The following is a 15,006-nucleotide window of genomic DNA, read 5'->3' as shown; positions in this document are numbered from 1 at the left end:
AGTATACGAGGTATTCTTCCGAATTAAATGTTTTTCATTTCTAGACAAGGCTAGGGAATTTCCCCCTTGACTATCTCCCTGTGATTAAAAATGATTAATCTTTAATAATTCTTGAAATTTGGCAAGAAGATTACGTTAAGAGGTAAATAGAAAATCTTTTTTTGAATACGGGGGACCTACAAAGTTCTTAGAAATTTAATGCACAAAAAAGCCGATACAAATTGTATCGGCTTTTAAAATATATTAGAAATGTAAATGATTATTTACCTTCTTCCATTTTTTTCTTTAATGCTGCAAGACCACCAATATCTCCTAAGGTAGTTTTTTCTGCGTCTGCTGCTTTCTTAACGGCAACTTTCACATTTCTTTTCTCTTGCTCTTTAAATAAAGATGTATGAGAAACAACAACTCTTCTGTATTCTTTAGAGAATTCTAAAACTACAAATTCGATTTTGTCTCCTTTTTCTAATTTAGAACCATCTTCTTTTTCTAAGAATCTTGTTGGAGCAAATCCTTCTACGCCATCAGCGAAAGTTACAACTGCTCCTTTATCATTCTTTTCTTTGATTGTTCCTTCATGTTTAGAACCGATTGCATACGTAGCTTCATGTGCATCCCAAGGGTTATCTTGTGTTTGCTTATGACCTAAGTTTAACTTTCTGTTCTCTACATCTAATTCTAATACTTGTACTTCTAGTTTATCACCAACAGTTACAAAATCTGAAGGATGTTTCACTTTCTTAGTCCAAGATAAGTCTGAGATATAAACTAAACCATCAATACCTTCTTCTAATTCTACGAATACACCAAAGTTAGTATAGTTACGAACTGTACCAGTGTGAGTAGAACCTACAGGATATTTAGTAGTAATATCTGTCCAAGGATCTGGGTGTAATTGTTTGATACCTAAAGACATTTTACGGTCTTCACGGTCTAAAGTTAAAATTTGAGCTTCAACTTTATCTCCAACTTTTACGAAATCTTGTGCAGAACGTAAGTGAGTTGACCAAGACATTTCAGAAACGTGAATTAACCCTTCTACTCCTTGTTCTACTTCTACAAACGCACCATAATCAGCTAAAACAACAACTTCACCATTTACTTTATCACCAACTTTTAATTCGTTGTTTAAAGCTTCCCAAGGATGAGCAGATAATTGTTTTAATCCTAATTGAATTCTAGATTTGTTATCATCAAAGTCTAAAATTACAACGTTTAATTTTTGATCTAATTCTACAACCTCATTTGGATGATTGATTCTAGACCAAGATAAATCAGTAATATGTACTAATCCGTCTACACCACCTAAATCAACAAAGACACCATAAGAAGTAATATTTTTAACAATACCTTCTAATACTTGTCCTTTTTCTAATTGACCAATAATTTCTTTTTTCTGTAATTCAATATCAGCTTCAATAAGAGCTTTATGAGATACAACAACGTTTTTAAATTCGTGGTTGATTTTAACAACTTTGAATTCCATTGTTTTCTCAACATACTGATCGTAATCTCTAATTGGCTTAACGTCAATTTGAGATCCTGGTAAGAATGCTTCAATTCCGAAAACATCTACAATCATACCACCTCTAGTTCTACATTTAACGAAACCGTTAACTACTTCACCAGTTTCATGAGCATTGTTAACACGTTCCCATGCTTTAATAACTCTTGCTTTTTTGTGAGATAATACTAATTGACCAGAAGAATCTTCTCTTTTGTCAACTAATACTTCTACAGTATCTCCTTCTTTTAAACCTTGGTTGTAACGAAATTCGTTTAAAGAAATAACTCCTTCAGATTTAGAATTGATATCGATGATTGCATCTCTATCAGTAATTCTGATTACAGTTCCTTCAATTACGTCACGCTCGTTTACAAAACCTACAGTTCCTTCTAACGCTTTTTCAAATGCTTGTAATTTTTCTTCATCAACAGCTTCAATACCTTGTTCGTATTTGTGCCAGTTAAAATCAGCTAAAAATTGTGTTGGATCTACAGCTGGAGTCGCTGTTGCTTGTACTTCAGTAGCAGCTACCTGCTCTTCAGTGTTTTTTGTTTCTTCAGACATTTCTGAATAATAATTTTGTATCTTATTGTTTATCAGATTTTAACGATATAAACGCAAAGAGTTGTTTTTATAAATTGTTTTAAATATTCCTTTTATAAATCTGTTCTCGTAAAAAGGAGTGCAAATTTACAAAAATGTTTTGATTTATAACACTTTACAATTAATTTATTATTCCTTTTATTGTTGATATACAAAAAACTACCTTTGCACCCTTAAAACCTTTTAGGTAGATTTTAATGAAGATGGATAAAAATACAAAAGATTTAGTAGATAAAGGAATAATGCTTCCGTTAATGGAAGAGTTCTATACCATACAAGGAGAAGGTGCTCATACAGGTACTGCCGCTTATTTTATAAGAGTTGGTGGTTGCGATGTAGGTTGTCATTGGTGCGATGTTAAAGAAAGTTGGAACGCTGAATTGCACCCACCTACTTTAGCAGATACTATTGTAGATAACGTTAAAAAATATGCTAATACCGTTGTTATAACTGGTGGTGAGCCTTTAATGTGGTCTATGGATTATATTACAGAAAACCTTCAGAAAAACAATATTAGAACGCATATAGAAACTTCTGGAGCGTATTCTTTTTCAGGAAAATGGAATTGGTTTTGCCTTTCGCCTAAGAAAACAAAAATGCCTTTAGCCGAATGTTATCCTGAAGCAGATGAATTAAAAATGATTATTCATAACAAATCTGATTTTGATTTTGCTGAGCAAGAAGCCGCTAAAGTTAGTGCTAAATGTCAACTTTATTTACAGCCAGAATGGAGTAAAAAAGAAAAGATGACTGCAGAAATTGTAGACTATGTAATGAAAAATCCAAAGTGGAAAATTTCTTTACAAACACACAAATACCTGAATATTCCATAATATTCAGGTATTTTATACTTTTATTAGAAGCTATTTCCTGCTTTCACTACTCGCTTTTCTTATCCTAAAAAGGAATAAAAAAGAGCTCAAACAATTAGCATGTCTTGAGCTTGACGAAAGGTTCAATCAGGCCTAGACTATTTGTAAGCTTTAAACTAATCCTCGATTCTTCTATCTACTATAGAACAAATACGATCAAACTGTTCGTTAATTCCCATATCAGAATTATCAAACTCAATAGCGTCTTTTGCTTTCATTAAAGGAGAGTCTTTTCTGGTAGAATCTATTCTATCTCTTTCTTCTACATTAAAAAGGATGTCTTTAAAATCTACTTTATCACCTCTATCAATCAATTCTTTATAACGTCTTGTAGCTCTCTTGTCTGCAGAAGCGGTCATAAACAACTTTAATTCAGCATCCGGAAAAACAACCGTACCAATATCTCTACCATCCATAACAATACCGCTGTTTTTTCCCATCAGTTGCTGTTCGGCTACTAACTTTTTTCTTACTTCAGAAATAGCAGCAACTTTACTAACCAATTGAGAAACAGCTAAAGTTCTAATCTCTTTTTCTACATTCTCAGCATTTAAAAACATTTCAGCAAAACCTAAATCTTCATTAAATTGAAATGTAAGAGAAATATGTTTTAGGTTTAAAATAAGTCCTTTTTCATCTAAATGAGTTTTACTCACAAAGTTATTGTTCATAGCAAATAAGGTAACTGCTCTATACATTGCACCTGTATCTACATAAATATAATTGTACTTTTTTGCTACTAATTTAGCAATGGTACTTTTTCCTGTTGATGAAAAACCATCAATAGCTATTATAATTTTTTTATTCATATTACCTTCTACTATCTAAATCTATTAATAAACTAAAAGTACTTGCATTTGCTGCAGAATGAAATTTAGAATACGCATAATTGAACTTTAATCTGTTCATTTGAATTCCAAAGCCATAAGAGAAACCACTAAAAGTTCTAGCGTTTTGTAATTTTAATTCCGCTGCTCTTCTAAAATTATATCCCAATCTTAAATTAATCAGACTCTCAGGGAACAATTCACCTCCAAAAACAAAATGTCTAAAAGTATTTCCTAAAAAACCTACATCTTCATTCGTAACATTGCCTTCCAAATCAGTTGTTTGATCAGACGGATTCGCTACAGAAATATCCCATTTTTGTAAATTATCTATAGTCGCATACCATTTTAAAGGTACGTGCTCTAATTTATAAGAACCTCCTAGAGCTACTTTAAACGGCATTTTTTCTTTTACACCATTATATGTTTGTATTTGAGTACCAATATTTCTGGCAACTAAAGTAAATGTATAGGGTTTATAAGGACTATTATATAAAATTGCTAAATCTGCAGAAACACCAACAGAACTATAACTATCAATATTAGAATTGATAAACCTCAAATTAGCACCAACAAAAATATTTGATCTTGGTATATTTAGAGCATACCCCGCTGAAACTGCAATATCACTAGCATTAAAATTACCTGTTTCATTTCCTTCCTCATCAGCTCCTATTAAAGAACCATAATCAATATATTTAATACTTCCGTGTATCGTTCCAAATCTTCTAGAAATAGTTTTTGCAAATGCTAAAGAACCAATGTTTATACCAGCTAAGTAACTCGTGTAATTTGCAGATAATTTATTATCAATTTCAACACTTATCACAGAAGGATTCCAAATTGGCTGGTTAACATCATCTAAAAGTGTTAAAACTTCACCACCTAAAGCTACTTGTCTCGCAGAAGTAGAAATATTTAAAAACTGATACACTTCTTCTCCTCCAACTTGAGCAGTTAAGGAGATAGAAAAAAATAAAATAGAAATAAAAAATAATTTTATCATTAACTAATTTAGTTTCAATTTACAAATATACTTTATAACGTAGTAGCATCATAAAAATTACTATTTAAAACTATAAAATATTTTCATATAAATGTCATTATAAAATAATCCTGAATATTATTCTTGAGAAATATTTATAATTTCATCATAATTAATATTAAGATTCAACAGACATATAAAGCTAATAAGTTCCTACCTCCTATTTTCTAAAAATATAATTATACATGGTTTTGTCTTAAAAAGGTACTTCAAAAAGTATAAAATTGAATCTTCCGCTTATTCTGAATACATATTAGATACAAAGGCCATTGGCTATCGAAATCCTTTAGATTCATTATTTTTATTGTAATTTTGTCGATACAACTGTTTTTCTACATTTATTGTTTCTTATTAGCTTTATCTTGACTACAAATTAAATTTCACCTCTTTAAAACAGTATTAAACAGACCACTAAATTAATCAACCTATATATTACGAAAACTACAATATGAGTAATTCTTTTAGATCCAAAACCACTTTAGATAAAGGCGTAACTATACCTAGTCTGATTTTTATAATTTCCATTTGTCTAATTTCTGCTATTTTTCCTGAATTTACAGAAACCCTCCTGAATAAGGTTAAAAACTTCATATTTGTTAACTTTAACTGGGTATACGTTTGGTGTGTTACCATATTTGTTATTTTCTTGGTTTATTTAATGTTTAGTAAGTATGGAAATATTAAGCTAGGAAGTAACGATAGCAAGCCAGACTATTCTTTCTTTTCATGGGTTTCAATGCTATTTTCCGCTGGTATGGGAATTGGGTTAATGTATTTTAGTGTAGCAGAACCTATGCAACATTACTCCAATGAAGTATTAATGGGCAACAGTACTATTAGTCCTGCAAAAAATGCTCAGTTATATACTTTTTTCCATTGGGGAATTCATGCCTGGGCTATTTATGGTACTGTAGGATTATCATTATCCTACTTCGCATATAGATACAAACTTCCACTTTCATTACGAAGCTGTTTATATCCAATACTGAAAGATAAGGTTAAAGGAAAATGGGGAAATGCAATTGACGTATTCGCTCTTTGCAGTACCTTTTTTGGAATAACAACCACACTTGGATTTGGTGTTGTTCAAATCAATTCCGGATTAGAAACCCTAAACATAGTACCCGAGAGTAGTTTTATGTATCAGATTATAATAGTAGGCGTATTGGTTTCTATTTCCATTATTTCTGCAGTAACTGGAGTAGATAAAGGTGTTAAAATACTGAGTAATATTAATATTATTAGTGTTGTTATTTTATTATTATTTGTTTTATTTCTAGGCCCAACTGTTTATATAATAAGTAGTTTTACTGAAGGAATGGGAAGTTATATTCATAACTTTTTTAAACTAACATTTAATACACATATTTATGAAGAAGAAACACTGCCCTGGTTTTACGATTGGACCATACTTTACTGGGCATGGTGGATTTCTTGGTCTCCTTATGTAGGCCTTTTTATTGCTAAAATCTCGAAAGGAAGAACTATACGAGAGTTTATTTCAGCAGTATTAATCATACCAACATTATTCAATTTTATTTGGATGTCTGTATTCGGAAATAGCGCTATTTGGTTTGATATTAATGTCGCAAATGGACTACTTAGTGAATTATCTAGTAATCCTGATGCCTTGATGTTTAATTTTTTAGAATACCTTCCATTCACTAAGGTAATTAGTTTGTTAGCTATTTCTATCATTCTTATTTTCTTTGTAACATCTGCAGATTCAGGTATGTTTGTAATGAATAGTATCTCTAGTAAGAACTCACAAAATTCACCCAAATGGCAAACTGCAGGATGGGGAATTCTACTTGCTGTTCTAGCCCTATTTTTGTTAAATGCTGGAGGGCTTGAAGCCTTACAAAGCATGACGCTTATTACAGCACTACCGTTTTCTATAATTATTCTTTTATTTGTGGTGAGCCTTGTAAAAGCACTCGCTATAGATAATGATTATTACAAACGTGATTTTCAAGTAACCCCTTGGTCTGGTTTATTTTGGAAAGAACGTTTAAAACAAATTATTTCATACGATGACCAAAAATCTGTTGATGAATTTATTGAAAACACGGTTAAACCAGCCTTTAAAGAACTTCATCAAGAATTTGTAAATAATGGAATTGAAGCAACTGTTCATTTTTCCGAAAAACCCAAAAGTGTAGAAATCGAAATTAAGTATGATGTCGTTAATAATTTTGTATACGGTGTAAAAAATCAATCAAAATTAGTTTCTCAATATTTAATTGATGAAGACAACCTTGGAGGATTTGAAGAAGATTGTTCATACCTTCCTATAACTTATTTTGGTGATTATAGAAAAGGATATGACGTACGTCTTTTTACTAAAGATGAACTAATTTCTGATGTATTAAAACATTACGAAAGACTTTTAGCTATTATTTCCGAAGAAAAAAATGAAATGTTTATTAGCAGTAATGCTAATAAAAAATAAATCTGTGAGATATTCATCTTTTAAAACAAATGCATCTCTTTAAATACTGAAGTCAAAACAATAATATCGACATAACAATGACTATTACTCACGAAACCATTCAAAGGTTTTGTGAGTAATAGCCATATAAACCTTATTAAGAGATATTCGGCTATCATAAGTTTAAGAAAATAAAAAATCTAGCTTTAGAAATCACTTTTTTCTTATAAAACCACAGTCTAAAAGCTGAATATTTAAAATATAACCTTATTTAACGCTAATTCTATATAAGTAATAACAATGTTAAGTAACATATTTTCTTTTTTTAAGTAAAAGAGGAATATACTATTAAACTTGATATTCTATTTATTAGAAAATAATAAAAATTTCATTTCTAAAGTGTTTTCTAACGACATCATTTTACCGCTTCAATAATCACTCCCATTCTAAAAGTAATATTTACTATATGATTTTCTACTTATTTCAAAAAATTTGAAATAATAAAAGAGAATATACTTCTTCCCCACCAACTTGAGCGTTTAAGAAAAGATAAAAAAAATATTTTTTTTATCTAAATGCAATTATAAACAATCATCAATATTATTCATAAAAACAGGTATATAAAATTAACAATACTTTATATTTAGATATAATAAAAATAAAATACCGCAATAAAGCAACAGTAAATAACTACAAAAATGCAGTAAAAACGCAAAAATTACGCAAAAAAAATAAATAAAATGCAAGATTATTGTAATAAAATGTTAAGTTTGTCTTAACTAATCAATAATAATAACTATGACTAAAAAAATTAAAGTAACACTTCTGGTTTTTTTTACAACTTCATTTTCCGTACTATTTTCACAAAACATAGTTGTGAAAGGTACCGTTGTTGATAAAATTGATACGCCTTTACCAGGGGTTACTATTGTAATTAAAGGGAGTAATAAAGGAACATCTACTGATTTTTATGGAAATTATAATATATCAGTTGCAAAAGGTAAAACGCTAGTTTTCTCTTCTATTGGTTTTCAAAAAAAAGAAGTTGTTGTTAATAGCACAACTGCCAAGGTAGTTTTAGAAGAAGACACTTCTGTTCTTGGTGAAGTTGTTATAACTGCAGAATTTGGTTTAAAACGTGTAAAACGTAGTATCGGTTCTTCAGTTCAGCATGTTGATGGAAAAACTATTGAAGATTCTGGTAGAGAAAATTTTATTACCGCATTAGCAGGTCGAGTTGCTGGTCTTAATGTAGGATCTACAAGTGGAAATCCTGGTGCCTCTACCAATGTGGTTCTTAGAAATATTACCTCTATATCTGGTAATAATCAACCGCTTTATGTAGTGGATGGTATTCCTATGAACAACTCTACTTTTGATCCGAGCGGAATGGCTGGTGGAGAATTTTCTGTACGTGACATGGACTTTTCTTCTAGAGGTAACGATTTTAACCCTGATGATGTAGAATCTATAACAATTTTAAAAGGAGCTGGTGCTGCGGCATTATACGGTTCAGATGCATCTAACGGAGCAATTATTATTACCACTAAAAAAGGTACTGCTGGTAAAGGAACTGTTCGATTTAGTAATTTTCTAAAATTTAGTAACGCATATGGTTATCCAGAAATGCAAGACAAATATTCTAACGGAGCTAAAGGAACAACAAACTACTATTACACAAGTAAATTTGGAGGGTTGTATCCAGAAGACACAAAGGTTTATGATAATCTTGATGCAATACTTCAAACAGGTGTTCAACAACGATACAATGTTTCTGTAGACGGAGGATCTGATAAAGCAACTATTCGCGGTAGTTTTTCGCAATTAAACGAAACTGGTGTTGTAAAAACTACTAAATACAAAAGAACTAATTTAAGTTTATCTGGTAAAGCAGAAGTTACAGATTGGTTAACTTTTGAAGGAGCTTTGCAATATACCAATACAGAAAACAACAAGGTTAGAACGGGTACTTCAGGTCCGTTATATCGCGCTATGTTATGGCCTAGAGTAGATGATATGAGTAATTATCTAGCTGAAGACGGTAGCCATATGAGAACACCTGATTATTACCTTGATGTAGATTTATTAAATCCTCTTTTTGGAATGAATAACAATAAGTATTATGATGAATCAGATAGATTTATCAGTAATATTTCTTTGAATATGACGCCAATGAAAAACACATTTGTTAGAGCGCAAGTTGGTTGGGATGTTGGTATGCAAACCTATGTAACATCTACGCATCCTTATTATGCGTATGATAATGCTGGTGAAGGTAGTTATAACATAACTCAGTCAAATTTTTCTGATCCAACAATTAATATCCTTGGTGGTTATAGTAATACATATTTTGACGACAAATTTTCATTTTCAGGTCAATTAGGATATCACCAAGTAGAAAATGGAGTAACTAGAACTAGTAGTTATGGGAGTAATTTTATTGCAACAGATTTTCAGTCTATCAACAACACAGACCCATTAACACAAACATCTAGCCAAAGAAATACTACAAGACGAGTACAAGGAATTTCTGGTTCATTCGAATTTGGATATAATAATTTAGCTTTTATTACTTTAAGAGCTAGAAATGACTGGTCTTCTACATTGCCTGTAGAAAACAACAGTTATTTCTATCCTGCTGTAGAAGGAGCTTTAATTGTATCTGATTTAAATTTCTTAAAAGATAATGAAACTATAAATCATTTTAAACTACGTGGTTCATGGGCTCAAGTAGGTAAAGATGCAAGTCCTTTACAAATAGACCCACAATTAGAAAAAACTAATTTAACAGGTGGAGGCTTCAAATATGGTTACACTGGTCCTAATCCAGAACTTAAGCCAGAAATTACAACTGCAAATGAAATTGGTATAGACTTAGGTTTGTTTAAAAATAGAGTAAAAACAAGTTTCACTTATTTTACAACAGAAAATTCAGATCAGATAGTAAGGGGTTTTAGATTAAGTTATGCAACAGGATTTGTATTAAACACATTAAATGTAGGTACATTTAAAACAAAAGGATGGGAAGCAAATATTGATGTTGATATTATAAGAAATAATGACTTTACTTGGAATTTTGGTATCAATGGATCTCAAGGAACTTCAGAAGTTGTTTCTCTACCAGAAAATGTAACAGAATATTATAATGCCTATACTTGGACTTCTGGAAACATCCGAAACGGTATTATGCAAGGTGAATCAATTTCAACTATAACAGGTAGAGCATACGAACGAAATGATAATGGTGATATATTAATTAGTCCAACTACAGGATTGCCTATCACTGCTAGTGAATGGTCTATTATTGGAGACAGAGAACCAAAATTACGTTTTGGAATGAGTACTAGTTTTAAATATAAAAACTTTAGATTATCTAGTTTATTTGCAGGACGTCTAGGAGCTACTGTTGTAAATGGTACAAAACGAGATATGATGTATAGAGGTAATAGTTGGGAATCAGTAGACTTAAGAGAAAGTGGTCCACAAATATTTAATGGTGTTATTCAAGATGGTAATGAGAATTCAGCTAACCCAACTCAAAATACAATAGCAGTAGATTATAGTATGTATGGCTCTTCTATATTTTCAGGAGGAGACGAAGATTGGCTAGAAAAAGATGTAAACTATTTACGTATGCAAGAATTACGTTTTTCTTACCGTCTAGATGAAGAATTACTTAATAAATCTAAACTTTTTTCTCAAGTGAACCTATATTTTGTAGCAAACGACTTATTTACTTGGACAAATTATTCAGGTATTGATGCTGTGGGTAACTCAGTTTCTGCAGCTGCAGGAGGTACGGGTGGTGAAGGTATTGATATTTGGTCTATTCCAAATCCTCGTAGCTATTCAGTAGGAATCAGTTTAACCTTAAATTAAAAATCATGAAAAATAAATTAATATACATACTTATAGCTTTTTTCAGTTTTACTAGCTGTGAAGAATATCTCGATGTAAATAATAATATAGATGCACCTGCTGAAGTAGAAGGATATTTATACCTAGCAGGAATTACCCAACAATACCAAGGTATTTATTATGATCTAAGAGCAATTGCTCCGATGACACAAATGATGGGTACAAGTAGTTACACAAGTTTTGCTAGCAATTACTATAATTTAGGAAGCGATGCTGGAGGAGAAATTTGGAGAATGACTTATTGGAGTCAAGGTCAAAATCTAGAAAACTTAATCAATCAATCTATAGAAGCAGAAGATTGGACCTTAGCAGGAATTGGTTTAGCAATGAAAGCTTACAGTTGGGATTTATTGACAAAAGTTCATGGAGAAATACCAATGAATGATGCATTTGTACCTAGTTTACTACAGCATGATTATGATTATCAAAAAGATGTCTACACTCAAGTTCGTGAATGGGCTTATGAAGCTATTGAAATGTTAGAAAAAACTGACGATCAATCATATGGTGATAAATTAACTAATAATGACTTTATTTATGGTGGTGATAAAGAAATGTGGAAGAAATTTTCATACGCAATTATTGTCCGTAATTTAGCTTCTTTAAGTAATAAATCAGACTTTTCAGGAACATATGCTCAAGAATTAATTACTGCAGCAGGTAAATCTTTCCAAAGTCCTAGTGATGATGCTACTGTTTCAGTAGGTGGTGGATCACAATCTGCACCATACAGTAGCTATAATAATTTTTGGGGAACGGCAAGAGGTAATTTAAGTTACAGCTATTTTCAACATGATTATGCAGTACAAGTATTTACAGGTACAGTTCCTAAATATGAGGATGCAACAGGAGATAAAATTCATATTATAAATACTACAAACTATTATCATCCGGTTGAACTTGCAGATAAACAAATTATAACTGATACATTAACAAATGAATTAGGTCATTATGATCCTAGAGTTGCAGTTAAATTGGCTACAGAAAGTAATCCAACATATTTAAATTTAAATAATACAGACAGTATAAAAGCGTATCAATATTATGGAGGTTCATTTACTGGTAGTACAGGACCTATAGGGCAAGCTCCATCATTTTACGGAAGAACCTTATCTTCTCAATACCAAGGTACAGTTCATGATGGTACTGGTAGATGGATTTATAGAGATGATGCACCATATATATTAACCACATACTCTGAAATTCAATTTTGTTTAGCAGAAACCTATTGGAAGTTGGGTCAAAAAACAGATGCTTTTGAAGCTTTCAAAAGAGGTGTTAGTGCAGATATGCAAACAACAGCTCGTTATATAAGTACAGGAAGTGAAGGAAGTGCTAGTGGAGGTGACAAAATTACAACAAGTGTTTTTAATTCACTTGCATCAGAGTACTTAAACGGACCTTATGCTGGAGCATTACCATTAAACGAATTTACATTATCACATATTATGATGCAAAAATGGGTTTCTTTATACCCATGGGGAGCTTCAGAAGCTTGGGTGGATATGCGTAAATATAATTATGATATTGAGTATTCAGGAGATGTTCCTAGCACAGGTAATGGATTTGTACATGCACTAGTAGATCAGAAAAAAGACACCGACGATACTAAAGTTTATAAAGGTTTTTATTTAGCACCTGCACAAGTAGAAGGAAGAAAAGGATCTTATTACACACAAAATGAAGGTTCACCAAGTTACCGAATAAGACCACGATTCAATTCAGAATATATGTGGAATATACCTTCTTTAGAAATACTTAAACCTATTTCAGGAACAGCAGAGAATTATCACACGTCAATTCCATGGTTTGTCTATCCAGGAGATTTACCTCAATAAAGTATATGTTCAACTTAAGAAATCTAAAAAACATGAAAAATATAACTAAAATAGGACTCTTTCTGGTTTGTGTATTTTTAATTACAGCCTGTGAAGAACACGTTGTAGAATATGACACAACAGAAATTGATACCGAAACAACAGCACAATTCCAAATACATTATGTAGTTCCCCTAGCAAGTGGAACCGCAAGCACTATAAATAGGATCGAATTAAATGATGAGTTATTAAGCAATGAAACTTATTCATTACCTATTAATAGCTTTATACCTAGATCTTCTACGGGTGGTAAATTTTATACTACAGAATCTGGATTAATAAATCTAAAACTATATATAGGAGCTGTAGATGATTTAACATTAGTCTATGACAAGAATATTGAAATGCCAGCAGGAAAAACGACTCTAATTGTGCATGATTTTGATAAAGACCCAACTATAGTAGATTATGGAGAATACCCAAAAATAACTACAGAAAACACAGGTGAAACAACATGGATTAAATTTCATAATTCACTTTATGAAACCCCAGGGGTACCCACAACACTAAGACTTCAGTATCAGTATCAATATATTTTAGATAACGATACCGGAGAAAGAAGTGAATGGTTTAATGTTGGAGAACCAGTTTTATTTGGAGAAGCAACAGGATGGGAACCAGTAACAGTAAATAAACGAATAGAAATATCTTCTGGTTATGGATATAACTATTACCGCATTAGAGTAATTGGAGATGATGGATCTGATCAAGGTAGCTTACAAGTTTTTAGATGGAGTTTAAATGACTATAGTGATTATTGGACAGGTTATGTTGGTAGTTATAGACAACATATTCTTTCTAGATACCGAGTAGGTAACTCATCTTATTACGGTAGAGTATATCAATATACTGCATTATAAATAATTTCAAATTTGTATAAATTAAAGCCAGTTCTAATTTACTATAGAACTGGCTTTAATGTTTTTATACCTATATAAATTATTAAAGACAATATAAACAAAAGTGAAAATCATTAGGGCGTGCCCATGCAAGAAAGCATGGTCAGGCTATCCACTACAAGTCCTCGCTCGTACCTCACTGTGGGCTTTTCGTTACTATCCTTCACGCAAAAAAACATTCAGTTTATATTAAAAGAATAGAAAGTAATTAATATACATCTTTTGAGAATCATCTTATAAATATCATAAGACTTATTATTGCTTAGAAATTACAATTTGATTTAAAATAATTTGTCATTTGTACCTTTTTAAAAAAGTCCTAAAATCCTAAAAGTACTACTGATATCACTTTTATAAGACTTTTGAATACTTTGAAGTTACAATTTTTATTTATTTTCATTAGTATAGAACAATTAACGTACCTAATAACCATCAAGATTGTCAATACGAAAAGAGATTTTTAAGCGACTCAGAAATCACATAATAATAATAATAATCTGTTTTACACTAGCTTCTATATAAGGTTTTCCAAAAAAAACATTCCAATACTAAATTAAAGCAAAAGGAGCCTTAAAAAAAACTAGTCATTCTGAACTTGTTTCAGCATATAAACAACTTAGTCAACATTCATAATATCAAAAAAAATAAGATTGACCAAATAACAATGACTAATTTATGGCTAGTGCTCGTTTGTAACGAGTACCGTCAATGATTAACATATTTTACAACCAGTTTATATTTTCAACCTTTCGGGAGAAATCACATAACAATAAAATGTAGTGTATGATCAAGCATCTGAGATTTTTCCTGCCGTCAAAATGACAAGTTAGATAGTTGAATCTAAGCTAGTGCTCGTTAGTAACGAGTACCGTCACAAAATCATACACACAATTTCAGTTTATCACAAAAAAAAACCTCAATTCCGAAGAATTGAGGTTTATAGATACGGAGTTTATTCCGTATTAAAGAAAGGCGGCGACCTACTCTCCCACATAAATGCAGTACCATCGGCGCGATTGGGCTTAAC

Annotated in this window: 8 protein-coding genes; 5 read left to right on the top strand and 3 right to left on the bottom strand. The window is 31.3% G+C overall.

All coding sequences use genetic code 11. The features are described 5' to 3' along the window. Positions 1–259 precede the first annotated feature (259 nt). The gene (gene rpsA / locus GQS57_RS00040; RefSeq protein ID WP_165730013.1) at positions 260–2,071 is read right to left on the bottom strand and encodes a 30S ribosomal protein S1; all 1,812 of its coding nucleotides are present in this window, start codon (positions 2,069–2,071) and stop codon (positions 260–262) included. Positions 2,072–2,313: 242 nt separating this feature from the next. On the opposite strand from rpsA, the gene GQS57_RS00035 reads away from it, so the two are divergent. Beyond that, complete coding sequence (locus GQS57_RS00035) at positions 2,314–2,943, top strand: 7-carboxy-7-deazaguanine synthase QueE (protein WP_165730011.1); 630 nt, start codon at positions 2,314–2,316, stop codon at positions 2,941–2,943. 155 nt (positions 2,944–3,098) lie between these two features. Here GQS57_RS00035 and cmk read toward each other — a convergent pair whose 3' ends face one another. Together cmk and porQ are read right to left on the bottom strand one after the other, a co-directional pair. Continuing rightward, positions 3,099–3,791: a (d)CMP kinase gene (gene cmk / locus GQS57_RS00030; protein ID WP_165730009.1), complete on the bottom strand. Its 693-nt coding sequence runs from the start codon at positions 3,789–3,791 to the stop codon at positions 3,099–3,101. A 1-nt stretch (position 3,792) separates the two neighbouring features. Continuing rightward, positions 3,793–4,815 carry a type IX secretion system protein PorQ gene (porQ, locus tag GQS57_RS00025; RefSeq protein ID WP_165730007.1) on the bottom strand — a complete coding sequence of 341 codons (1,023 nt, stop codon included), beginning with the start codon at positions 4,813–4,815 and terminating at the stop codon, positions 3,793–3,795. A 487-nt stretch (positions 4,816–5,302) separates the two neighbouring features. On the opposite strand from porQ, the gene GQS57_RS00020 reads away from it, so the two are divergent. From GQS57_RS00020 to GQS57_RS00005, 4 genes are all read left to right on the top strand, one after another. Further along, complete coding sequence (locus tag GQS57_RS00020) at positions 5,303–7,306, top strand: BCCT family transporter (RefSeq protein WP_165730005.1); 2,004 nt, start codon at positions 5,303–5,305, stop codon at positions 7,304–7,306. Between the two features lie 777 nt (positions 7,307–8,083). Beyond that, complete coding sequence (locus GQS57_RS00015; protein ID WP_165730003.1) at positions 8,084–11,164, top strand: SusC/RagA family TonB-linked outer membrane protein; 3,081 nt, start codon at positions 8,084–8,086, stop codon at positions 11,162–11,164. A 5-nt stretch (positions 11,165–11,169) separates the two neighbouring features. Beyond that, entirely contained in the window at positions 11,170–13,041 is a 1,872-nt protein-coding gene (locus GQS57_RS00010; protein WP_165730001.1) for a SusD/RagB family nutrient-binding outer membrane lipoprotein, read from the top strand. A 32-nt stretch (positions 13,042–13,073) separates the two neighbouring features. Continuing rightward, entirely contained in the window at positions 13,074–13,940 is an 867-nt protein-coding gene (locus GQS57_RS00005; RefSeq protein ID WP_165729999.1) for a hypothetical protein, read from the top strand. Positions 13,941–15,006: the final 1,066 nt, after the last annotated feature.

Source organism: Polaribacter sp. 20A6, from assembly GCF_011378915.1.
Lineage (GTDB): Bacteria > Bacteroidota > Bacteroidia > Flavobacteriales > Flavobacteriaceae > Polaribacter > Polaribacter sejongensis.
The sequence above is the reverse complement of the archived record's forward strand: the minus strand, read 5'-3'. Positions and strand labels throughout refer to the sequence as shown.